Raw genomic sequence first — 24,378 nt, forward strand, 5'->3', positions numbered from 1 at the left:
AAAATCCTTCTCAATGCTGACATATCATCTTGGTATGTCAGTCGTTATTACCTTATTTGGCTCTTGTTAAGCTCTATAAATTTAGTAGCAAATATCAAGTGATTATTGCTATCTACAATATTTATTTATATTGCAGCATCAATATAGTCTAGGTCTCGTGCCAGCATGCTTGGCATAAAAACATACCAATCTTGACTGTCTTTAAAGAATTTACCATGGTTGTAAGGAGCAAACGGTGAGCTACTATCGATAGCCTCAGCACGATACTGGCTACGAGTAAACTGTTCGATACCAATGACTCTATCGACTAATAAACCCGAAAATACTGAGCTGTGATCTATAACTATCACTTTACGTTGACTCTTTTGCTGCTGACTAGGGATTTGCAAGAATTGCGCCAAGTCCGTTATTGGCAGTAGACGTCCTCGGACGTTAGCAATGCCTAGCATCCAAGGTTGTACCAATGGCATACTGGTATATTCTGGCATGGCCAGCACTTCAGATACTTCACCCATTGGAGCGACCAAACGCTGTCCACCAATCTCAAAAACTATGCCACGCCAGTCATATACTTGACCACCTTGACGACCACTGCTGCGTGCACGGGCCAGATCAGCTAAGCGTAAAAGCTCGATAAATCCTTTAGAAGCCACAATTTACTCCGTTACTGTACGGATAACGCGTACAAGTTCAGCTTCATCGACCGGCTTGGTTAAATATTCTTTAGCACCTTGACGCTTACCCCAAACTCGATCAGTTTCTTGATTCTTAGTACTTATAATTACGACAGGAATATGAGCAGTTGTCTTACCGCGTGTGATTTTACGAGTCGCTTGAAAACCATTCATTTCAGGCATAACTACATCCATCAACACCACATCTGGCAAGTGTTCAGCAGCCATTAAACAGCCTTTTTCGCCATTAGTCGCTTCTAATATTTGAAAGTTATTTTTCGTCAGTATGTCGCGAAACTTTGCCATTTCAGATGGCGAATCATCTATGACCAACACAGTTGTCATGGTTATTCCTTTTATTGTCAAGGTCATCCGTCAGGACAAGTTGGAACCAACTAAATAATGTAGCAAGTGATATATTTCGCTTTTTCAAAAACCATCTAATCAAGCTGTCACTATCTACTAGCCATTGTTGGTTCTTATGTATTTAATATCGATAGTTTTTTATACTAGTTCAGAGTCGTTAATTACGAGCGATATTGATTAATCGTCTCAAATAGCTCATCTTTACTAAAAGGCTTAGTAAGATACTCATCAGAACCAACAATACGGCCTCGTGCTTTATCAAACAGTCCATCTTTTGAGGACAACATGATCACCGGTGTACTTGCATAATCAGGGTTATTTTTGATCAATGCGCAGGTCTGATAACCATCAAGGCGTGGCATCATAATATCGACAAAAATTATGTCAGGATTATTATCCACAATCTTTGCGAGTGCATCAAAGCCATCAATTGCAGTAACGACTTCACAGCCAGCTTTTTGCAATAAAGTCTCAGCGGTACGACGAATGGTTTTTGAGTCATCAATAACCATGACCTTTAACCCTTCAAAATTATTTTCCATTATTACTTTCCTATGAATAAATATTTATTCTTGACATGGTTGTTACTTACTATTCGATAAACACTTACTTTAACGGTAGCTGCGGTAAGCACTTTTCTTATCTAATGAAGCCAACTTCTGATCTTACTTTTATAATTAATATCCATCATTTTTCGGATAAATATTTCAATCTAATTTGTAACTACAATGTATCAATTAAGTATCTGATGCTCGTTTTAACATAGTCTACCTAGGTTTTCCAGTTATTCAGACCACGTATATAATAATTCGGACGGTTGACATAACCGCCTTTTTTTATCTTTTGTGGTAAGAACAATTTTCGTGTATCTACTCTAGCTATATCATTGATAGCTGTAGTCCAGCTAAGCAGTATAGTTATCGCACCTTCTATGATTTATCTATATAATAAAATGACGTTTACCATAGCGATTGATGACAATGCATATAAGACTTATTAAGTATTGCAAGAACTGTGCCTTATTATTAAGCACTTTACTTATAGTTGCTTGCCAACCTCCAGCACCTGTGGACAATCAACAACCTAATAAGGATAGTGAGCAGGCAGACTCGCCTATTATCTACGGTGTTGATAGTGTCACTATGGCATCCGATTATATTTTGAATATTAAACCCTCACGCTATCAGCCAAGCCTTGGTTTACAAGGTGTTATCAACCCTATTAAACAGTCACGTTTTGTCGCAGCACAAGACGTAATCGTGCAAAAAACACTAGTATCAGAGGGTCAGTGGGTAGAAAAAGGCATGCCTTTATTAATTTTAAAGCGTCAACCATCTACCAATAAGACAGTCAATACGGCTACGAGCAATGAGCAACAAGAGGCTGTAACTACTGCTGGCACTGTAAAACAACCAGCTAACATACAGCAGGGTGATAAGACCAATAGTGACAATGAGGGAAAAGCATCCAAAAATCTGTCTAAAGTGGCTGAACAGCTAACCACGAACAACAATAAACCAGCTGATAACGTAGCTTTAGCAGATTATGACCCAGCAGGTAGCGTAGCTACTAACAAGAATATAGTTACTGACAAGAATTTAGCAATTAGCAAAAATATAGATAACAGCGTAAATAGTGAAAAGATTGATACTAGTCAAGACATAGCTCTTACAGAGCAATCCGCACAATTAAAGCTGTCAGCACAGTCAGTCGTTGTACGGGCTAGCTTTTCAGGCCGCGTCAATAAATTATATGTAAAAACCGCCCAACAGGTTGGTGCTCGCACACCCCTATTGCGTTTGGGTGATGACAAAGATTTGCATTTTATAGCTACGCTTCCTCTCAAGACTAAGTCTCAACTCTCAGTTGGACAAACTGTGAACTTTACAGCTAAGGATTTGCCAGAGCAATTTGTGGGTCAAGTCAGCAAGCTAGTCGCTAGTAACCAACCTGATAAACTGCGGGTTTATGTTAATGTAGTCAAAAATGAAGCAAGTCGCGATAAACTCAAACCTGATATGGTCGTTTCTGGGCGAGTCAATTATGGACAGATAGAAGTCGGTACTATTGTGCCTGAACATGGTATCCACGATGTAGATCTATCAGTACTAAAAAAACCGCCTTATCAGTCGCTTATGCCCCTCACTGCGAATGTTTGGATCATTAAACAAGATCAGCGTTTGACTCGCCTATCAGTAGAGGTGATTAAATACGATCCTAGCACTGATCAATATTTAGTCGCTGGAATCAGTAATGACAGTTTAATTTGTCTAGCAGACTTACCTATAGAGTCAGTTGGTAAAAAAGTAATCGTTTCATAAATACGCTATTTGCAAATACCTTGCTCATCGTAGAAAGAGTAATAATGAAGGTTATATCCAACGGATAGTTCGATCTCAACATATAAATATTAGAATAAATCGTCAATCACGCTATATGATTCTTTGTATTGCCACTTCTTTAATATGGCTGGTAGCAGTTGGCTTATAAGCAGCAGTAATTACATAATGAGTTACATTGTGTAGAAACATTAACAAAGCGTGTCTTGTGTGGTAAGGCCTAAGTTAGGCAAAATAGACACAGTAACATTTGTAATGCGCATTTTTTTGATGACTTTTATAAAATATATTGGTTTATATCTTGGAAAAATTAAAAAGATAACAATTACCATTAAAACAACTATTACTAAATAATTATTAAATAACGACCACTACTAAAGGACAGCTCATGAGTAAACAGATTCTGTTAATTGAAGACGATCCGGATTTGGCTGAATTGATTAGCGATTACCTGACAATGAACTATTATGACGTTCATCATGCAGGGCTCGGTCAAGAAGGCCTTGATATCCTAGACACTAAAGAACGTGATATAGATTTGGTAGTGCTAGATTTGATGTTACCCGATATGGATGGCATGCAAGTTTGCCAAAAGATACGCGGTAACAAAAACAACATGACCAATAAAGTTCCTATTATCATGCTTACAGCAAAAGGTGACACGACAGATCGCGTATTGGGTCTAGAGATGGGCGCTGACGATTACATTGCTAAGCCTTTTGAGCCTCGTGAACTGCTAGCTCGTATTCGCGCTGTTATTCGTCGCCATGAGCAACCAAATCAAGCTGACAGCCAGTCTGATAGCTTAACCTTTGGACGTTTGAGCGTATTCCCTGATAGCCATGAAGTGACGATTGATGAGCAGCCAGTACGTCTAACGACTCATCAGTTTCAGCTATTACATTACTTTGCCACTCATTCTGGTAAAGTACTCAATCGTGAGCAGTTATGGCAAGCTATGCCAAATGATGACAGCTCTGATAACATCGATCGTGCGATCGACGTGCACATCTCACGTCTGCGTGCACTTATTGAAGACAATCCACGCCAGCCAAAACGCATTATTACCGTACGCGGCGTTGGTTATCAATTTGCCACCGATCAGGTCTAATCCAGCATAAAGTCTGTCAGTTCGTTTTAAATAAACTCTGAAAGTAATGAGCAGACGAAAAATAGCCATCACGCCTACCGTGGTGGCTATTGCTAATCATCGATATGAGTGTTTGATAATAGAGAGCATTTAATGCAGCAGTTGGGTTTTCGCTCCGTATTTGCAAAACTATTTGCCAGTGTCATGCTGGCACTTATTTTGTTTGCAGTAGCTATGGTGCTATTGACGCAGCTTGTCCATGACAAGAACGCAGGTATCCGCTCAGAAGTTGTGGCAACACAAATACTTGGACAGATTGATCCTTTTTTGCATGAATTAAATACGGCTATTAGCAAAAACAATCGACTGCAAGCACGCTTTATGTTAGCTGTGGTCAAAAAAAGTTTTGATATTTTTGATGAATCATTGCAAGCCAAAATGGGCCTATACGACAGTCAAGGTCGCCTGCTTATGCAGACGGACAATAGTGATCTGCCGTTAGAGCTACCTGCAACGCCTTCTCTATTAACTCTAATATTCCCATCTTTTTCAGACACACCTCCTACTCAGCAAGCCCAAGTCTATAGCAGCACTGGTTACACACTGCTATATGAGTCACGTTTGGTGCCGAAAAAGCCTGCGTTATCTGCTGCCTTAAACTTATTCACTGGTACGCTGCTACTGCTTATGATTATGGCAGGCGCGCTATGGTGGATTGCACGTTCAATGACATGGCGTATTAACCATATGAGCCAGCAGATGAGTCAGCTTGGTGATGGTGACTTTACTGTACGTGTCAATAGTCGCGGTAATGATGAGATTGCTTTGCTCGCGCGTGGGTTTAACCAAGCCGCTCAAAAAATAGAGCATCTTATTGATGCCAATAATTTATTACTAGCACATGCCTCACACGAGCTACGTACACCTATTACTCGCATTCGCCTACAAATTGAAATGATGGATATGCTTGCAGGCTCGATGCCAAAGGATACGAAAGCGAAGTTTGATAAACGGGCGCAAGCGATCAATCGCGACTTATCAGGGCTTAACGATTTAGTTGAAAGTATACTTTTAGTCAGTCGTCTCGATGCTGGCCATGCTATGCAGCAAGTTGAGCGCGTAGATTTTTATGATTTAGTTAACCAAGAGCGTCAACATTATCCAGAAGCAACCTTAATTGGTGAGCACATTGTGATTGATGGTCAACCGCCGATGTTGACTCATCTCATTCGTAACCTATTGAATAACGCCATGCTACATGGTGTTCCGCCAGTTACTATTTTGCTTTATGGCGTGCAAACTCTTGAAGAGGCAGATACCCTACCTGAATATCTATTACATTCGTTAGTATGCAGTAGCTTTGCTGACTATAGCCGCTCAAATTATGACAAGCATCTCGACGTGACAGGACAATCGAAAGACAACCAAAACGTTAATTTAATTCAGGTAAAGTCTGAGCTTGAAACGCCAACCGATGTATCAGAGCCGTTAGATGTGTTACCGACACCTGTCATTTTTCGAAATGGTGAAACGCTTGCTGAGCATAATAACAAAGAGCACGGTGGAAAGAATAATAGTGATGATGAAGCCGAGCAATCGCAGGCTATATCTAATAATGGTAGCAACCGTAATCAAATAACTGATGCCCTAGCACCAACTATTAGTGATAAGACACTTCAAAATGGTCATAGCAAACTTAGCTCTGATCTGGCTGATAGAATTAAAAGAATGATTTGGAATATCGTTCCAGACTCGCAACAACACTCCACAAATGATGGACTGAGTATCGCTAATATCAAGTCCGTCACTGATAAGCCTGCAACGACTAAATCTATAAATGACAAGGGTAGCAACAAAGGTAAAATAACTAAAGCCAGCAATGACCAGAATACCGATGGTGATAGTGAATCTAATAGCACACCGCGTAAAGAAAGCTTATTTAAAAAGCATCTAAAAAAATCTAAGTCTGAAGATGAGCGCCCTTTGCCAAAATATGCAGTACTCGCGGTTATTGACGAAGGTGCAGGTATTCCAGAAGACAAACGTGAAGAGATCTTTAGTCCGTTTGTACGCTTGCAGCAAAAAAACAAGGGCTCGGGTCTAGGCTTATCGCTAGTATCGCAAATTGTTACTGCCCATCAAGGTCATATCGTTACTGATACTATTAACGGTCATACTAGATTTTTGGTAGTGATTCCAGTCAAACATGACCCTCATCGCAGCCATGATAACCATAGTTAGTTACATGATTAGTAAGTAGGCAGTAAATGACTAACTCATTGACTGCTTTTACAAGTTTGGCGGCAATATAATATTACCTCTTTAATTCCTTGTCCTTATTTACATACTATCCAACCCTCAATCTCAACTATAATCTTTTACATGCCGTAGTACGTATTACTGCTAATAGCTATCTTGTTATAAGACAGTCATGAATCTGCATATCCAAAACGCCTATAAATATGCTATATTACCGCCCCTTATTATATTGTTATTGGCATAGATTCGACACTGTCATCGAGCAATAGTATATCGATGTTACAACCGCTACCCTATTTACTAATTTTGAGCATTCCATGAGTGACATGATCGTTCTAAATGACGTGACCAAAAGCTTTTTAAGCGACCGATCAATAAAAGACAAGGATGGTAAGCCGCATTGGTTCACTGCCGTTGAGCCAACGTCGTTATCTGTCCAAAAAGGTGAAATCTTTGGCTTAATGGGCTATTCGGGTGCTGGTAAGTCCACCTTGTTACGCCTTATTAATATGCTTGAGCGTCCAGACTCAGGTCAGGTCATTATCGATGGTACTGACTTAACCACATTGTCTGCTAGTGATTTGCGTATTGCCCGCCACAATATCGGCATGATTTTTCAGCAATTTAACCTGATGTCTAATCGCACTGTCTTTGACAATGTGGCCTTTAACTTGACGGTTGCTGGTTATCCTCGCCGCGATATTCATAAGCGTGTCATGGATTGTCTTGAGATTGTGGACCTAACGGATCGTGCTGGTCATTATCCTGCACAACTTTCAGGCGGTCAAAAACAGCGCGTTGGTATAGCTCGCGCGATTGCGCCAAGCCCAAAAGTTTTGCTAGCCGATGAGCCGACCAGTGCCCTTGATCCTGCTACCACTCGCAGCCTATTGACCTGTCTACGCGAAATTAATGAGCAGCTTGGCGTGACCATTGTTATTGTGACTCACGAAATGAGTGTCATTCGTAGACTCTGTGATCGTGCGGCATTGCTGCATCAGGGACAGCTACTTGAAGTTGCAGATGTACGAGACGGTCTGATTCAGGCAACCACCCCGATTGGCAAAGGCTTAGTGCACGAAGACTAAGGCGGCAGGAGAAATAGATATGTTGACTGGTACTGAATTGTCTGCCTCAATAGACAAGTTGCTTGCGCTACGTAAAGAGATTTGGCAAGCGTCGTTTGACACTTTCGTTATGCTTGGTATCTCTACTGCAGCTGCCGTTACCATTGGTGGTCTGTTTGGAATATTCTTATTTTTATCCAGCGATCGACAGTTTTTACAGAATAAAGGGCTGTATGCCATATTGGGTGGCATCACTAACTTTATGCGTGCTTTCCCCTTTGTCATTTTGATGATTGCCATGAGCCCATTTACTAAAGCCATTGTTGGCACAGGCATTGGCCCTATTGCTGCATCTTTAGTCCTAGCGATTGCTGGTTCGTTTTATTTTGCGCGTTTAGTCGAGCAAAATCTGCGTGAAGTACCGCGCGGTATCATTGAAGCCACCGAATCTATGGGCGCACGTCCTTTTACGATCATTAAGGTACTACTTAATGAGGCGCGCTCAGGATTGGTACTCTCGGTGACTATTCTAACTATTAGCCTGCTTTCTTATTCAGCTGCTGCTGGTATGATTGGTGGTGGTGGTTTGGGTGACTTAGCTATTCGTTACGGCTATTATCGTTATCAGACTGAAGTGATGATTTTTATCGTCATTATGCTGTCGGTCATGGTCATCTCGATTCAAGCCTTTGGTAATTGGTTAGCCAATCGTTTAGACAAACGCTAAGCCACGTTAGAGAATGCTTGACATTGCAAGCGACTAGGTTTATTTTTGGCAGTAATTACTCCTTATCTCAGCTCATAAGAAAGCAGCATTACTACTTAGAATGTTGCTTTTTTAATGCTCAGACGATAACCATTTTACCCAATCCCATGTATTAATAAGGAAATTTCATGAAATTAACAGATATCAGCCGTCAATTAGCGACCGCATTTGCCGCTGTTGGTGTATCAAGCTTAGTATTAGTAGGCTGTAACAATTCATCAGCGCCAGAAGCGACTAAAGAAGCCGTGACAGAAGGCACAACTGCTGAAACTGCTGCTAGCGATATTGATCCTGAACACACCAAAATCATCATCGGTACTACCGAAGGTGACTTCGCCGATATGGTACGTAACCAAGTCAAAGCCTCACTGGAAGAGCAAGGTTATGAAGTTGAGCTAATTGCTTTTACTGACTATGTCCGCCCTAACTTGGCATTGGCTGAAGGTGATTTGGATATCAATATCTTCCAGCACAAGCCTTATCTTGATACCTTTAAAAAAGAAAACAATCTTGATCTAGTCGAAGTTTTCCAAGTTCCAACCGCACCACTTGGCATTTATTCAGGCAAAAAGACTAGCCTTGATGACGTGTATAAAGGCATGAGCGTCTCTGCGCCGAATGACCCAAGTAACTTTGCCCGTGCATTGGTTATGATGAACGATCTTGGCTGGATTACCTTAAAAGATGATGTTGATCCATTGACTGCTTCAAAAACTGACATCGCTGATAACAGCAAATACGATATCAAAATCGTTGAGTTAGAAGCCGCTCAATTACCACGTGCCCGTGACGAAGTAGACTTTGCCGTTATCAATGGTAACTATGCTACTGATGCTGGCATTGAGCTAACTGAAGCCTTGTTCCAAGAGCCAAGCTTCAACTATGTAAACTGGTCAGCGATTAAGTCTACTGATACTGGTAAAAAATGGGTTGAAGACGTGACTAACGCTTATAACTCAGAAGCCTTCAAAAAGTATGCTCATGATACTTTCCCAGGCTACAAGTACCCAAAAATCTGGGGTAATAACACTGCGCCAGCTACTGCGACTACTGCCCCTGTAGAAGCGGAAGCAGCTCAGTAATTTAAATCTGCTTGAGCAAAAATTTAGACACTTAAAAACGGTTAGTTTCAATAATTAACTAATAGTGCTAAAAGTTCAAATTGTAAATATAAAAAATGCCCACTACTTATGAGTAATGGGCATTTTTTATGGTCTGAATTTTATATTTAGCTTTTGGATTAACCGTTAAATAGTGCTTCTAAACAAGTCCAGTTCAATATCATAACTAGGCTCAGGTTTTTTAAACAGATACTTACCATTGCGAATAGAGGCCAGTACATCCGCGCGCTGACGCACTGCTTCAAATGGACTGTCAGCGTCCAATACTAGGAAGTTTGCTGCCTTACCTACTTCTATACCGTATTCTTCTTCGATATTCAAAGTTTTAGCGCCGTTAAAGGTAATGAAGTCAAGACAGACATCCAGCTGCGGTAATGACATGGTTTGTGCCAAATGAATACCATTATCCAAGATATTCATCATGTTACCGTTGCCCGCTGGATACCAAGGATCATTGATAGAATCTTGACCAAAAGAGATGTTGATACCATTCTCCCAAAATTCCTTCACTCGCGTTAAACCACGACGCTTGGGATAAGTATCTTGGCGACCTTGCAAATAAGCATTTTCAGTAGGCAGCGCAATGAAGTTCATCTGCGATTGTTCAAACAGTCCCATCATGCGAAACGCATAAGCGTCATCTGCCGAACCAAATGAACAAGTATGGCTGGCAGCCGTTCGAGAGCCTATACCTTCAATCATCACCAAAGCATTTAACAGTTGCACGTGGCGGCTCATCGGGTCATCGGTTTCATCGCAATGCACGTCGATGAGCTTGTCATACTTGAGCGCAAGCTCAACCGTCTTACGCACAGAATCTTGACCGAACTCGTATGCCCATTCAAAATGTGGAATACCGCCGACGCAGTCCGCGCCCATCTTCAGCGCCTCTTCCATCAACTCAACTGCGCCTTTATAAGCGTACATACCCTCTTGCGGGAAAGCGACAATCTGAATAGTGACGTTGTCTTTTAGCTCTTCGCGCAGCTCCAGCATTGCTTTAAGCCCAGTCAAATCAGGGTCGCAGACGTCAATATGGGTACGAATATATTGCACCCCTTTGGACACCTCTTCTTGAATACCTTTAAGCATCCGCGATTTAGCATCTTCAAAAGTTTGCGTCTTTTTGACATCGTGCCAGCGAGCAATACCTTCGAACAAGGTACCTGAGGCGTTCTTGGCATCATCACCGCCGCCCGTATAGACATAATCAAGATGCAGATGCGAGTCTACATAAGGCGGTACGATCAAACGACCTTTGAGATCAATCTCTTCTTCAGCAGCAGGCAAATTGTTACCTATCTGCTGAATAACACCGTCTTTGACCAAAATCTCAGTAGCATCACTATTGCGATAGATATTGGCATTGGTAAATTTAATCATGACAAACTCCTATTATTATTGAATAATTATTGATTGAAAATTGCTTATCGAACATTATTTTATTGAAAGCTACTTTATTGAACGCTACCCGACAGTAGGCGCATCCAATGTTTTCTTAGATATGAAGGTAATGATGATGGCAGGAACGAAACAAAAAATGGATAGATACACAATACCTAAGACACCTGTCTCTGGCATATGCACCAAAATCAAGCCCGCAAGCCAAGTGGCAATCATAATTGAGAAGTTGAACACACTTGACTGTACGGAAGTCGCGACGGCTTTTGCTTCGGTGACTTGGTGACTGACTGCTGTTTGGAACATCGTTACTAAGGGTCCGAATGCTAGTCCCCATAATAAAAAGGCAAAATGCGAGAAACCATTCATCCCTCTAAAGAAAACGAATAGCAGCATAGCTATCGCCCCAGATACAAGCATACTGACGATCAAACCGCGCAGATGCGTATCGATAATCTTGGCGGATAGTATGACTGAGATGACAGAACCGATACCGAAGATAAGCAGGGCTAAGCTGATGCCGCCAGTAAAGGCGATAGTTTCTACCAATAAGGTAATGTAAGTGTAGGTACTGTAATGAGCAACGACTGCCAAGAAAGTAAGGGCTAAGACTATCCAAACGCCAGGTATTTTTAGCACGGCTATTGGGGAGTTACTTTGCGTCAGTTTCTCGCCCTTTACCGAAGGTAAAAACTTCATCGCCAATAGAGCAATTACCCCGCCTAGTACACCGAGTACGATAAAGGACGTGCGCCAGCCTACTTGTGTCCCAATAAAGGTCATAATCGGTAGACCCAAACTCACGCCAAAAGTATTACCTGCCATGATGATGGTAATCGCCTTACCATGCATATTCTCTGGCACTAGGGCTGTGCCGTAGGCGGCAATCATTGGCCACATAATACCGGCACAGATACCACCCAGAATACGCATAGCAACAATAAGCGAATAAGATGAAGTGAGCCCGACGACTATATTGGAGACCGCAAAACCTGCCAACAGCGCCATCAAGAGAATTTTACGGTTGATCCACAGCGTCATACTGATTAATGGAATGGCAAAAATCGCTGAAGCCAACGCATAGATACCGACCAAAAATCCGACTTGGGTCTGTTCAATACCAAGACCTGCCGTCATTTGTGGCAAAATACCAGAAGGCATCAACTCTGAGAGAATACCGATAAAAGTAACACTGGCCATAAGACCAAAGATGAACCAAGAAATAGGGTTCTGTCCGACATTATTATTTTTTGACAGATCGTCTTCTGAAAGACGAGCTTTTGAAACGATTGACATAATATCCCCAATCAAAGCAAAGGTTTTTATATGAGTTTAGAGAAATTAAATACTGGAATAATTTTAAGATAACTGTTTGATTCTTTTGAATAAAATGCATATAAAAGACTGGTTATAGCTTAGTTTCTATATTACCTTATAATAACCATACTAGTGGTAAGGATTTGTTCGCTTGAGAGACACTTAACAGTTTGAAAATACTGTTCATCCTACAAATCAGAATAGTAAATGACGTTACAGCCTGTTTGTCCTTTGTAGGAAACCGTCACTCGCCCTTTCACTTTAGCCTGCTTTTTTCTATAGTGGTTAGGCTGTATAGAGGTCGAGACAATAATATTCATGAATAATCGCTCTGTTGATAAGTCCTCTATTAACAAATCATACAAATAACAAGGATAATAATATGAGTACTAAAACCTATAATATTCGTACGGCTGGACAAGCCAATATTCCGGTACTAGGATTGGGTACTTGGCAGTCGACTGGACAAGATTGTGTTGATGTCGTCAGTCAAGGTTTAAAGATGGGTTACGAACATATTGATACCGCTCAAGCTTATGATAATGAAAAGGAAGTCGGTCAAGGTATTAAGCAATCAGGCATATCTCGTGATAAATTCTTTTTGACTACGAAGATTTTTCCTGACGATATGAAGTTTCAACCAGAAAAATTAATCGCAGCGGCTAAACGTTCTTTAGAAAATCTAGATACTGATTATGTCGACCTGCTGTTATTACACTGGCCCGATGATCGTGTACCGTTATCTGAGACTATTCCTGCATTGTGTGAACTACAAAAACAAGGCTTAACGCGCAATATCGGGGTATCTAACTTTAATATTGCTAATATTATTGAAGCCAAGAAGTACGCTGACGTGCCGATTGTGGTCAATCAAGTTGAATTTCATCCGTTCATTAAGCAAAACACCTTGCAGACTTTTTTGAACAATCACCATATTTTATTAGAAGCATACTCGCCACTTGCACGCGGTGATGTGTTTGATAATGAAGTCATCAAAGAAATCGCTGACAAACATAGCGTGACACCAGCACAAATATCATTGGCTTGGATACTATCAGACAAACACCGTATTGCTATTCCAAAGACTTCTAACCCTGAGCACTTGCAAGGGAACTTAGATGCCATCAACGTTCAATTGAGCGCAGATGAATTAGAGAAAATTGGCAGTCTAGCTCGTAGTGATGGTCGCAAAATTGAGCATCCTGACTATACTCCTGTATGGGACGACTAAAATCTATTCATACCAAAATTTGTATATAAAAAGAGCCGCTAATATATTATTAGCAGCTCTTTTTTACTGTTAGTTTGACTCAAACGTTATTGTTGTAGTGTTTCAGTCTCATGAATCGGTTCAGCAGGATTATACTGCTCAGAGGTTGGGGTTAAACCGCTGCGATTGTTTTCTTTCATCGACTTGGCAACTTCTGGTGGCATGTAGTTTTCATCATGCTTAGCCAACACTTCACCAGCCACAAAGATCTCACCCTGCATTTTGCCAGTGGCGACGATGCCTGAGTTTTCAGCAAACAAATCTGGCAAGATACCTTGATAAGTGACCGGAACCGTTGATTCAAAATCAGTAATCGCGAACTCAACATTTAATGGATTGTCTGGTGCGCGCTGTACGCTACCGGCGACTACCATACCACCTGCACGAATGCGCTTATCTTGTGGCGCTTCGCCTTGAGCAATCGCCGTAGCATCGAAATAGTAATCGGTTTGTTGACCAATAGCATAAATGACTAACACTACCGCCACTGCTGCCCCTGCAAGCGTGAACATAACCCACATCAGTTTTTTGCGACGAACTGCGTTCATACCACTACCTCATTGATGAGTCGCTGCTTTATTGAATATAAACAATTTATAAAACAGAAAATATTGAAGAAACTACCATTAGAAAAATTTTTTGAAAGTATCTTTCTAATCGTACTCTTCTAATAGCTATATGGTAGCATTTTTCGGACAAATCAATAAGCCCCACAAGCCCTAATACGGTCATATCTTTACAATTTAGAGGTCATAATTTTGTGAACTAAATCTATGATATTAAAATAATTTTTACATCGGCTGCTTAGTTGCAGGATTAGGGGTTTTAGCAGTACGTTGAGCTTGTCGAGCCTGCTGAATGGTCAGCTGTTTGATAAGTGCTTGGCGCTGCCTGCGACTATATATAATAAAAGCCAGCATCACGCCAACCGCAATTGCCCAACATGACCAGACAAAAACACCATGCTTACCCATGGCGATGAACTCAGATACGCTATAAAAGTAAGGCTGCATAATAGGTTCCTAGCCGTTATTTGTTTTGTCCATAGTTGTGTGGTTATTTGGCTTGCCCACGAATATATTCTTTGACCCACGCTTTACCTTGATCACGGTACAAGATTAGGGTGTTGGTACGATAAATCGTTAATGTTGCGACTAGTAAGTAACTACCGATAATCATAAGTAGCAACGGCATCCACATATCTGCAGACATTTTGGGCGCGGCCGTTAACGTGAAGGTTGAGCCCTGATGTAAGGTATTCCACCACTCTACTGAATACTTGATAATAGGTAGGTTCACTGCGCCGACAATAGATAAAATGGCGGCTGCTTTACCACGGTTGGCGGTATGCTCAAACGCTGCAAACAACGCCATCACGCCCGCATATAAAAACGCCAAAATCAGCATAGACGTTAAACGCGCATCCCAAACCCAGTAAGTACCCCAAGTTGGTTTTGCCCAAATAGAGCCCGTAATCAAACTAATCACGCATAGTAAAAAGCCCAGCGGAGCAAGCGCCTGCGCCACAAGACTGGCCGTCTTAATTTTCCAAACGAGAAAGATGACCCCTAATACGGCGAGGGCAAAATAGATAGAAATAGCGATACTGGCCGCTGGTACGTGAATAAAGATAATACGGTAGCTATTACCTTGTAGGTAATCGGGCGGCGCAAAAGCGAGACCCCAAACGCTACCGATCAGCAGAAAAATACTGGCTAGTATAGCTAACCACTTAACCCAAGGCGCAAAGATGCGAAAAAACTGCTTGGTACCCACAGTGGTCAAGAAGCCTTGCCAGATACGCTGCCATAGGCTAGGAGATGAGACATTATTCAGGTTGGGCATGAGAATAAACCTATTTGCACAGCTTATTGGTTATACGGATACAGCGCAACATTGGCGCTACTACCTGTTAACCTGCCGGCGTTAAACACTGGATAGAATCTACAAGTGACTGTTACTTATTTAACTGGCTATTATAGCAAAGTTGCCAGTTTTCAACATGCTGTTCATACAAATGGCTTTGATAAGAGAAGCAATAACAAGCCAGCCTATACGTTTTAATTTAGCCACGCCATTTTTAAGGTCATTGCAATCACCCATGGCATAACCAAAACCGAGATAATACTACCTGCCAATAATAAAGCCAATATCGGCAAACCATTAAGACCAGTGGCAAATAAATCAACCGCTCCGGTGGCAAAAATTAACACTGGCAACTGCATCGGCAAAGCAATCAAAGGCACCAGCACCGCGCCATTCTTCAATGACAGCGTCAAACTACTGGCGACCGCTGACAACATCAACAGCATTGGACTACCCGTCACAATAGAGGCCATCAATATCCACGCCTCAAACCAGCTGAGCTGAAATAATGGCACGGCGAGTAAACTGAGCACAGCCACAATCCCACTACTAAAAATCCAATGAATGACTAAGCGGATAAGCACCCATAACGGTAGCGAAGCTTTGGCGACGACCAATTGCGCCAGTGTGCCATTGTCGAGAGCAGGTTTAAATAAGCCATCAACGCCCATCACCAGTGACAACAAAGCAGCAATCCACACGGCCGAAACCCCAAGACGCTGCAACAATGCTGGCTCGCTACCTACGGCTAGCGGAAATAAGGTAATAATCACTAAAAATAGTACTAAAGGGTACAACCACTGTACCGCCCCTTGCTGCTTCACGTGCCACTCACGTCGCCATAACTGCATAAAGCTGATACCGCGCGCAGCAGATGCGCTAACGTTTGAGCTTTTATTCGCTACTTGTACTGGACTGTCTTGCATTAGGTTTTCTTGCATGGTGCTCTCTTGCACTGGACTATTTTGTAATGGACTGTCTGTCATTATCCGTCCTTTCACTTATATTTGTCGCACTTATACCATGTAATCTGACAAATCGAGCACCTGATTGGCAACGCCGACAGCCTGATGACTGGTCATCAATATTGCGCCGCCAGTATGGGCAAAATCGCGCAACCTGTCTTCCATTCGTGCCACCATATCGACATCAAGTGCCGTAAAAGGCTCGTCAAGTAGCCATAATGGTGTCACGTCCGGCGTCAACAAATATAATCTTGCAAGCGTAATGCGACGCGTTTGCCCAGCAGATAAATGGCTTGAGCTAATCGTCTCAAAGCCCTGCAATCCCACCCAAGTGAGGGCATTATCAATATCAGCGACACTTGGGGTAATACCATATAAATTCAGCAGAAAGGTCAGATTTTGCGCGACCGTGAGATTGGGATGAATACCTAACTGATGGGAGACATATAAAGGCTGAATAGGTAAAATTTCTGCCCCTTGGTAGTGAACCTCACCAGTAAGCACTGGCAACAATCCAGCCAGTTGCATCAGTAGCGTCGTTTTACCGGTCCCGTTTGCACCAACTAAATGACAGATGCTGCCAGCAGGTAAGTTGAGCGTGACCCCTTCACATAAAGGTATTTCACCGCGTTGAACCGTCAGCTCATTGAGCGCAAGTAAGGGTGCATCCACAGCCGTCATCAAATCTCTCATTATTTATCAAGCGCTAAGCAATATTCATCACAAACGAATACGTTGTTCATGGCATAATACTTTATGCTCACTATATCCACACAGTATAACAAATTGTCGATTACTATGACCTCAAAACCTATGCAGACTTCAAAAGATAACCAAACTCTAAATACTCAAGCATCAGACACTCAAACTCCAACGCCTCATAAAGATGCTGCAACGGCTCATCCTAGCGCAAGCTTATCAGCTGCTAGTCTAACTATGGATAGCTTAATTGATGCTCAAGTTGCCTTTATGCAGCAGTGGTTACAGCAGCAAGCAGAGCCGATGGCTATAGAGGCTTGGCAGTGGTTAGGCGCGCAGCCCCTACATAAATACGTCAGCGCCGATGATTTACAGCACCTAATTAATGACTGGCTACTTAGCCAACCGATGAGCGATGTCATGCGTAAGGATATCCGCGATATATTGCATACTATCATTTATCATCCGGTCAATGACAACGTACCTTTGTCTGAGCTGATGGATGATACTCAGGTTGAGACCCTTGCCAACTATGTGGGTAGCCATGACGAGCAGCGTAATGCCTTGATTCATACGCTAGTCGGCAATGAAACCTTTGCAGACTTGTTGACGCAAACGCTATATCACGCTATCAACGACTTTATGGAAACCACGCTGGATAAAGCAGGCGGTGTTGGCAAACTCATGAAGCTTGGACGCAGCTCATTTGAGAAGGCAACCAACAGAAACCTGGATGAGAAGTTACAGACGTACTTGCATCGCAATATTAAAGACTTAACTCGCCGAGCAGAAGCTAATGCGCAAGAACATTTATCAAATGAAGAAGTCGCTCGGCTCTTGATAACAGGTTGGGGACGCATCAAAGACCAACCGATTAGCCAGCTACAAACCTACTTAAACGATGAGCCTGACCATAGCAGTATTGATCATATCGAAGCCAGCACCCAACAAAGCTATAACCGTCTGCGCTTGTCGCCTTACCTGCGCAGCCTTGTCTCAGCTAGCGTCGACACTTGGTATGCAAACCATCAGTCGGATACGATTGCGAGCGTAGCAGCGAGCTTATATATTGATGAGCCAGCCATGACGCAATTAAGTAGCGCCCTACTTCCTGTCGTGCATGACGCTCTTGAAAGTACATGGCTGACCACTCATATCTATAACATGTTACAAGCATTTTATGCGCAACCTAACATCAAAGATGGTTTTGTATTCAGCAAAGATTAATTTGTGGTTTTAGCTTATTTATCAGTTTTTAATACTATTCATTTATTAGTTAGTACAACACCTATGAGTCAACATAATAAACTCAGCTTATGGCAAAAACTCAAACGGTTCCTGACTACCTCAGCACCGCAGGCTATTGTTGATGACGCAAAAATACCGCAGCATTCATTGTCACTTGCAGATGAAGTTAGCGTTGATAACGATATTGATGTTGGTAAGGATACTAATGTTAATAACGAAACTGATGTTAATGGAGATATTAATACTGATACTCTGCAAGCTGGAACTTATAGCGCCAAGGCTAATAAAAAGTCTAGTGATAAGAAGGCCAATGATAAAAATGCTAGTAACATAAGCGCTGCTAAAACAGACACTAGCGACTCTAATGGCATTATTGATAATACTACTAATACTGATAATAAAAATAACCCCGAAAGCTCTAAAGCGGACTCTTTGAATCAGACTGCTGAGCAAGACAACAATACCGACATAGCTATTGTCGATTACCTTAAACAGTATTTTAATGACAAACAGTGGCACTACACTCATTATCGACCAAAAACAAATGACAGCCAGCAATCGCATCATTTATCCTTAAGGATGCGCAATAAACAATTAGAATGTGGCTATCTGTTTCGTGTGCAAGAGAAAAACAACTTGCTAGCGGTCTATGGTATTTTGCCCTTTTTAGTGCCCGAAAGTCATCAAAACGCAGCAATGTTACTTATTACCCAAATTAATTATGACATGCTAATCGGTAATTTAGAGATGGATGTGAACGATGGCGAAATACGCTACAAACATGCTATCGATGTCGAGGCAGTTGGTATTAATGATCATATCCTTGAGAATTTGTTGCAAAGCGTAATTGCCATGACTACAGTTGCTTACGAGATATTTGATGATTTAATCAACACTCAAGACCCTGCTGAAGATATGCAAACGTTACTTATAGAGCTACGTCAGCAATCCGACTCAAGAACCTTCTTTCTTCCGACTCAGTTTGTTCAATAAAGAGGCTTAATTTAAAAAGTCTTTTAGTTTAGACAGTTTCTTAATTCACAAAAATCTCTTAATTCAAACAACTTAGTAAGATATAAGTCAGTAGCTCTCATATCTTCTAACCCTTTATTACTCTTAATAAGAAGTTCTTTCAAAAATTCATTATCACCCTCTTAAACACCGACACAATTAAAAATTATGCTAAAAATTGCTTACTCTGAAGTTTTCCGTTATTCCGTACCCGACAAGCATCGTTTTCCCATGCAAAAATATACGATGATTCCTGAGCGACTGCTTAGTGAAGGGACTATCACGACCGAGAATTTTTTTGCACCGAAGCGTCTGACAGAAGACGAAATCTTAACCACCCATACTGAGGACTATTGGCATAAGCTTAAAACCCAAACCTTGCCACGCAAAGAAGCGCGCCCTATCGGTTTTGAGATGACCGAAGCGTTAGTAGATCGTGGTCGCCATATCGCTCACGCCACTTATGAATGTGCGTTATATGCCCAGCAGTACGGTGTGGCAATGAATGTCGCGGGCGGCACCCATCATGCATTTGCCGATCATGGCGAGGGATTTTGCGTCTTTAACGATGTTTGTATCGCCAGTAATTTACTATTAAATCGTGGACAGGCGCAGAAAATTTTAATCGTTGATTTGGATGTTCATCAAGGCAATGGTAATGCCAGCATTATGGCGGATGAGCCGCGCGTTTTTGTGTTTAGTATGCATGGCGCCAAGAACTATCCTTTTCGTAAAGAAATATCTGACTTAGATATTGAGCTGGACAACGATACGGGTGATACAGAATATTTACAGATTTTGATGGATACGCTGCCACGCCTAATTAGCGATGTCGCACCCGATATGATTTTTTATCAGTCTGCGGTCGATGTGCTCGCGACCGATAAACTGGGTAAACTTAGCTTAACACAAGGGGGTTGCAAGGCACGTGATGAATATGTGTTGCAGCAAGCAAAAGCCGCTAATATTCCAGTCGCTATCGTGATGGGCGGTGGTTATTCAGAAGATATTGAAGATGTGGTCGAAGCGCACTGTAATACCTTTCGGGTCGCCCAGCAGCTGTATTTTGGTGAGATGGTTGGCTCATGTGCAGCGCATTAATAATCGAGATAAAACCATTTAGTTAAGACGATATAAAATCATAACATCAGAGAAGTAACGAGGCTTTATATGGCAAAAATATTGATCGTTATAGGCATTGTGCTGGTTATTATCGGCGTTATTTGGCTGCTGTTTCCAAGCGCGTTTTCGTGGATAGGTAATCTGCCAGGTGATATCAAACATACCTCAGGCAATACACGGGTTTATTTTCCAGTGGTCACTATGATAGTCATCAGTGTTATCGCTACTATCGTATTAAATTTATTCAATCGCTAACCTGAAAAGCACTGCCTATAGTCAACTCACTTTAAAACCGAGTCAGTGCTATTGGGATAAATTTTGCGCAGCCTCTGTATCAGCAGCACGCAAGGAAAATTTATACCAGTAGCACGTAATTATTGATGGTTCGATTCTATTTGGTACTGACTATACTACAAAAACGCCGTAATCCCCTGCCAGCCCACACGTATACCAAGTACGGTAAGAATCAATAAAATAAGCTGACGAAAGCGTGCTTGCGGCAAGTAACGACGCAGGCGGATGCCGACTAAAAGCGCGGCAATAGATAGGACACTCAGCAGAGTAATTAGCTGCCACTCACTACTGCTAAGCGCCATAATAGGCTCACGCAATACGATGATTTGGGCAATTTTACCCAAGAAATAGCACATGTTGCCGACTTTAGCGATGGTATTTTTATCGTTACTTGCAGACAATAAGTACATCATTAGTATGGTCGACATTGCGTTGGTGGCGCCGCCAATGACTCCTGCACTAAAGCCAACGATAATTAGCACAGGCTTAGTATCAGGCAGACGTATTTGCTTACCGAGTAGTGCATTTATCACATAAAAGCCGATGACAGCCGCTAAGACTAATAAAATGTAAGCACTATCTACCCACAGCAGTAGCTTTGCACCCAAAATACTACCGAGTAAGCTGGTTAACGCGAGCAGCCAATAGCGTCTACCATAATAGATAAAGTTTTGCCAAATACTACGCCCGCCACCTGCCAGCCATGTCATCGCATTTAGCAATAATGACGGGAATATCACCAAGACAATGGCGTGTGGCAACGGATACATGCTGGCAAGCGCAGTAGTAGTCACCAACGTTACACCCAGCCCACTAATACCATGCAGCAGTGATGCTAGTGCAAAAATCACAATCAGCAATAACGTCTGGGTGCTATCGCTATCAGCCATGTCCGTCATAGTAGCTCTAACAGACATATCATTTGCGGCTTAATGCTAATAACTAAATAATTAACCATTAAGACGTTGCATCAGGGTCTCGCCGATAATAGTAGCAAGCTGATCGGCAATTTTATCCTTGCTCGCTTTCTCTAATGTCACCGTATCATTTGCATAGCGCTGAGAGAAAAACACTTGCATCGCATTGTCATCGCTAGCGAAACCAATGTCTGAGCGTGAGACGTCATTACAAGCAATCAAGTCCAAATCTTTGGATGCCAGCTTACCGCGGGCATAGTGCTCTACATCTTGGGTCTCTGCCGCAAAACCGACGACAAACATATCAGGATAAGCGTGTGAAATAGTCGCTAAAATATCAGGATTTTTGACCAAATTTAGCATCATGGCATCTTGGGTTTTTTTGATTTTTTGCGGGGCAGCTTCTTCAGTACGATAATCAGCGACAGCGGCAGTGGCGATAAAGATATCAGCATGGCGCAGGTTAGCTAAGCGCAAGTTATCTAGGTTGCTTTTTAACGTTGTACTTCCTAACGCCATACTTTGCTGCTCCGCCTGATCGTCCGGCTCATGGCAGTCACAGTCGCCATGTTCGTGTTCATGGCTGTGAGTATGGTAGTGGTCATGACCATCATGTTGTTCATTTTCAATCAAAGCCAGTAAAGCAGGATGTGTACCAGCAACGCATTGCTGGGCAGTCGTTAGCATCTCTGCGGCAGACAATACATCAATACGGGTGACCCCAAGCGGCGTTGGTAGCGCGACTTTACCGCCAGCGATTAACGTGACTTGTGCTCCCGCCTCTACGCAGGATTGTGCCAATGCAAAACCCATTTTTCCTGAAGAATGATTGGATAAATAGCGCACCGGATCGATTGCTTCAACAGTAGGTCCTGCGGTAATAACGACCGTTTTACCAAATAGATGCTGTGGGATAGTTTGCTGCGCGTTAAATAAGCGCACCTCTGCTAATAACTGCTCAGGCTCAGGCAAGCGCCCTGCCCCTACATCACCGCATGCTTGCTCGCCACTTGCAGGCTTAATAATATGATAATTCATATCGGCTAGCGTCTGCACATTTAGACTCACCGCTGGATGCGCCCACATTTGCTGGTTCATCGCTGGTGCAATCAATACTGGTGCGGTAGTTGCAAGACATACCGTTGTTAGTAAGTCATCTGCCATCCCCATTGCCAATCGAGCTAAAGTGTTGGCCGAAGCTGGAGCAATGACTATCAAGTCTGCCCACTTGGCAAGCTCAATATGACCCATGCCAGCCTCAGCACGCTCATCAAGCAATGAGATATGTACCTCGTTACCAGTCAAGGCTTGTAGAGTAAGCGGTGTGATAAACGCTTGCGCGCCTGTCGTCATAATGACGCGCACCTCGAACCCCGCTTTAATCAGTAAGCGGGCAAAAACAGCGGATTTATAAGCGGCAATACCGCCAGTAATAGCGAGCACAACATTTGACATAGGCGTGGCATCAATAAAAAGTTAGAAGATAAAATTGCGTTTATAGTAACAATTATGCGATAAATTGGGGAAAGTTTTCTCTCCCAATCTTATTTACTCTCTCATTTATTTAGTATTAACCCATTTTTAAGGAAAAATAGTGGCTATAAAAGACTGGCATGAAGACGATAGACCGCGTGAAAAGCTGCTGAAATTTGGCGCAGCGCATCTTACCGACGCAGAGATTTTAGCAATATTTTTACGTACTGGTACTCAATCACAGTCAGCTATCGAGCTTGCTCGTCATTTGATTGAGCAGTTCGGTAGCCTAGCAGAACTTTTAGCGGCGCCGCAAGAGTCTGTCCTTGCCTGTCATGGTATCGGCCCTGCCAAATATACACAGATATTAGCTTCGCTTGAGATGGGCACACGCTATTTAGATAGTCAACTTAAGACTGGTCAAGCGCTTGGGCGTTCACAGGCGGTCAAAGACTATATTAGTACGCAATTGCGCGGCGAGCATCGTGAGGTCTTTGCCGTACTCTGTCTAGATAATGCTCTAAATCTATTAAACTTTGAGATACTTTTTACTGGAGGTATCTCTTCTTGTTCAGTATGCATCAAGCACGTCCTTCGCCACGCTTTGAGCCATGCTGCCAGTCAGCTAATCGTCGCACACAATCACCCTCATACTGATGCCCAGCCTTCAACGGCTGATGACCTATTGACCTATGAGCTTAAAAAGGCCTGTGATTTACTTGATATCACTTTTATTGATCACATTATCGTTGGCCGTAACGACACTTTGTCTTATGCTGAAAACTGCCTAGCACCATTTTAGTTTATACTGTCTAACAAATGCTTTGTTTTATATGAAATGACTCAGTGAGATTGATACATATTATCGACATAGCGTAGCATTTTCGCTCTTGATAGTTTTTAAGAACTATTTCATATTGGTAGATAACTTTATTTACAATCTGTACCTTTATCGTTTATATCAGTAGTTACTTTATATTTAATGCAGTCAATACTTATCAAATGTATTAATTACTTACTATTTTAAACCAGATAAGCGATAACACTTAAAGACAGCATAAAAAATAATATTTAAAATAGTTTGTCTAATATTGGCTTTAATCATCAAATTAT

At 42.1% G+C, this 24,378-nt stretch carries 24 protein-coding genes; 12 read left to right on the forward strand and 12 right to left on the reverse strand.

Annotated elements, in window-relative coordinates:
- Positions 1-125 precede the first annotated feature (125 nt).
- From AK825_RS12020 to pilG, 3 genes are all read right to left on the reverse strand, one after another.
- Positions 126-653: a chemotaxis protein CheW gene (locus tag AK825_RS12020; RefSeq protein WP_068037751.1), complete on the reverse strand. Its 528-nt coding sequence runs from the start codon at positions 651-653 to the stop codon at positions 126-128.
- Positions 654-656: 3 nt separating this feature from the next.
- Positions 657-1,019, reverse strand: coding sequence for a response regulator (locus AK825_RS12025; RefSeq protein WP_068037754.1), 363 nt, complete (start codon positions 1,017-1,019; stop codon positions 657-659).
- Positions 1,020-1,201: 182 nt separating this feature from the next.
- Positions 1,202-1,582: a twitching motility response regulator PilG gene (gene pilG / locus AK825_RS12030; RefSeq protein WP_058369474.1), complete on the reverse strand. Its 381-nt coding sequence runs from the start codon at positions 1,580-1,582 to the stop codon at positions 1,202-1,204.
- 525 nt (positions 1,583-2,107) lie between these two features.
- Between pilG and AK825_RS12035 the strand changes: the two genes are divergently transcribed.
- The 6 genes from AK825_RS12035 (at position 2,108) to AK825_RS12060 (ending at position 9,643) form a co-directional block, all read left to right on the forward strand.
- Complete coding sequence (locus tag AK825_RS12035; RefSeq protein WP_227514071.1) at positions 2,108-3,361, forward strand: HlyD family efflux transporter periplasmic adaptor subunit; 1,254 nt, start codon at positions 2,108-2,110, stop codon at positions 3,359-3,361.
- Between the two features lie 406 nt (positions 3,362-3,767).
- Positions 3,768-4,490: a response regulator transcription factor gene (locus AK825_RS12040; RefSeq protein ID WP_068037760.1), complete on the forward strand. Its 723-nt coding sequence runs from the start codon at positions 3,768-3,770 to the stop codon at positions 4,488-4,490.
- 132 nt (positions 4,491-4,622) lie between these two features.
- Positions 4,623-6,710: a sensor histidine kinase gene (locus AK825_RS12045; protein WP_068037763.1), complete on the forward strand. Its 2,088-nt coding sequence runs from the start codon at positions 4,623-4,625 to the stop codon at positions 6,708-6,710.
- Positions 6,711-7,045: 335 nt separating this feature from the next.
- The gene (locus tag AK825_RS12050) at positions 7,046-7,816 is read left to right on the forward strand and encodes a methionine ABC transporter ATP-binding protein (protein WP_068037765.1); all 771 of its coding nucleotides are present in this window, start codon (positions 7,046-7,048) and stop codon (positions 7,814-7,816) included.
- A 109-nt stretch (positions 7,817-7,925) separates the two neighbouring features.
- Complete coding sequence (locus tag AK825_RS12055; protein WP_203226544.1) at positions 7,926-8,522, forward strand: methionine ABC transporter permease; 597 nt, start codon at positions 7,926-7,928, stop codon at positions 8,520-8,522.
- Positions 8,523-8,689: 167 nt separating this feature from the next.
- A complete protein-coding gene (locus AK825_RS12060; protein WP_068037776.1) occupies positions 8,690-9,643 on the forward strand; it encodes a MetQ/NlpA family ABC transporter substrate-binding protein in 954 nt (317 codons plus the stop codon).
- A gap of 165 nt (positions 9,644-9,808) precedes the next feature.
- On the opposite strand, the gene AK825_RS12065 is transcribed toward AK825_RS12060, so the two are convergent.
- Together AK825_RS12065 and AK825_RS12070 are read right to left on the reverse strand one after the other, a co-directional pair.
- Positions 9,809-11,065: an amidohydrolase family protein gene (locus AK825_RS12065; RefSeq protein WP_068037779.1), complete on the reverse strand. Its 1,257-nt coding sequence runs from the start codon at positions 11,063-11,065 to the stop codon at positions 9,809-9,811.
- A gap of 84 nt (positions 11,066-11,149) precedes the next feature.
- A complete protein-coding gene (locus AK825_RS12070) occupies positions 11,150-12,379 on the reverse strand; it encodes an MFS transporter (RefSeq protein WP_068037782.1) in 1,230 nt (409 codons plus the stop codon).
- A 403-nt stretch (positions 12,380-12,782) separates the two neighbouring features.
- Here AK825_RS12070 and AK825_RS12075 point away from each other — a divergent pair, with 403 nt between their 5' ends.
- Positions 12,783-13,631: an aldo/keto reductase gene (locus AK825_RS12075; RefSeq protein ID WP_068037785.1), complete on the forward strand. Its 849-nt coding sequence runs from the start codon at positions 12,783-12,785 to the stop codon at positions 13,629-13,631.
- Positions 13,632-13,717: 86 nt separating this feature from the next.
- Here the strand turns inward: AK825_RS12075 and ccmE are convergent, their stop codons facing one another.
- The 5 genes from ccmE to ccmA all read right to left on the reverse strand — a co-directional run bounded on the left by ccmE (position 13,718) and on the right by ccmA (position 17,182).
- Entirely contained in the window at positions 13,718-14,218 is a 501-nt protein-coding gene (gene ccmE / locus AK825_RS12080; protein WP_068037788.1) for a cytochrome c maturation protein CcmE, read from the reverse strand.
- A gap of 243 nt (positions 14,219-14,461) precedes the next feature.
- Positions 14,462-14,683 carry a heme exporter protein CcmD gene (ccmD, locus tag AK825_RS12085; protein WP_068037791.1) on the reverse strand — a complete coding sequence of 74 codons (222 nt, stop codon included), beginning with the start codon at positions 14,681-14,683 and terminating at the stop codon, positions 14,462-14,464.
- Positions 14,684-14,726: 43 nt separating this feature from the next.
- A complete protein-coding gene (ccmC, locus tag AK825_RS12090) occupies positions 14,727-15,515 on the reverse strand; it encodes a heme ABC transporter permease CcmC (protein WP_068037800.1) in 789 nt (262 codons plus the stop codon).
- 215 nt (positions 15,516-15,730) lie between these two features.
- On the reverse strand, positions 15,731-16,387 hold the full coding sequence (locus AK825_RS12095; RefSeq protein WP_068039454.1) for a heme exporter protein CcmB: 657 nt from the start codon (positions 16,385-16,387) through the stop codon (positions 15,731-15,733).
- 165 nt (positions 16,388-16,552) lie between these two features.
- Positions 16,553-17,182, reverse strand: a complete 630-nt coding sequence (gene ccmA / locus AK825_RS12100) for a heme ABC exporter ATP-binding protein CcmA (RefSeq protein ID WP_068037802.1) — start codon at positions 17,180-17,182, stop codon at positions 16,553-16,555.
- A 117-nt stretch (positions 17,183-17,299) separates the two neighbouring features.
- Here ccmA and AK825_RS12105 point away from each other — a divergent pair, with 117 nt between their 5' ends.
- The 4 genes from AK825_RS12105 (at position 17,300) to AK825_RS12120 (ending at position 20,836) form a co-directional block, all read left to right on the forward strand.
- The gene (locus AK825_RS12105) at positions 17,300-18,427 is read left to right on the forward strand and encodes a hypothetical protein (RefSeq protein ID WP_068039457.1); all 1,128 of its coding nucleotides are present in this window, start codon (positions 17,300-17,302) and stop codon (positions 18,425-18,427) included.
- A gap of 63 nt (positions 18,428-18,490) precedes the next feature.
- Positions 18,491-19,441 (forward strand): YbjN domain-containing protein, encoded by a 951-nt coding sequence (locus AK825_RS12110; protein WP_068039460.1) that lies wholly within the window; start codon positions 18,491-18,493, stop codon positions 19,439-19,441.
- A 186-nt stretch (positions 19,442-19,627) separates the two neighbouring features.
- On the forward strand, positions 19,628-20,560 hold the full coding sequence (locus AK825_RS12115; RefSeq protein ID WP_068037803.1) for a histone deacetylase: 933 nt from the start codon (positions 19,628-19,630) through the stop codon (positions 20,558-20,560).
- Between the two features lie 69 nt (positions 20,561-20,629).
- Positions 20,630-20,836, forward strand: coding sequence for a DUF2905 domain-containing protein (locus AK825_RS12120; RefSeq protein WP_068037805.1), 207 nt, complete (start codon positions 20,630-20,632; stop codon positions 20,834-20,836).
- 155 nt (positions 20,837-20,991) lie between these two features.
- Here AK825_RS12120 and AK825_RS12125 read toward each other — a convergent pair whose 3' ends face one another.
- Complete coding sequence (locus AK825_RS12125) at positions 20,992-21,774, reverse strand: sulfite exporter TauE/SafE family protein (RefSeq protein ID WP_068037807.1); 783 nt, start codon at positions 21,772-21,774, stop codon at positions 20,992-20,994.
- Positions 21,775-21,825: 51 nt separating this feature from the next.
- Positions 21,826-23,247, reverse strand: coding sequence for a bifunctional phosphopantothenoylcysteine decarboxylase/phosphopantothenate--cysteine ligase CoaBC (coaBC, locus tag AK825_RS12130; RefSeq protein WP_068037809.1), 1,422 nt, complete (start codon positions 23,245-23,247; stop codon positions 21,826-21,828).
- Positions 23,248-23,386: 139 nt separating this feature from the next.
- Between coaBC and radC the strand changes: the two genes are divergently transcribed.
- Positions 23,387-24,067 (forward strand): DNA repair protein RadC, encoded by a 681-nt coding sequence (radC, locus tag AK825_RS12135; RefSeq protein WP_068037812.1) that lies wholly within the window; start codon positions 23,387-23,389, stop codon positions 24,065-24,067.
- Positions 24,068-24,378 lie beyond the last annotated feature (311 nt).

It is taken from the genome of Psychrobacter sp. P11G5, assembly GCF_001593305.1.
Lineage (GTDB): Bacteria > Pseudomonadota > Gammaproteobacteria > Pseudomonadales > Moraxellaceae > Psychrobacter.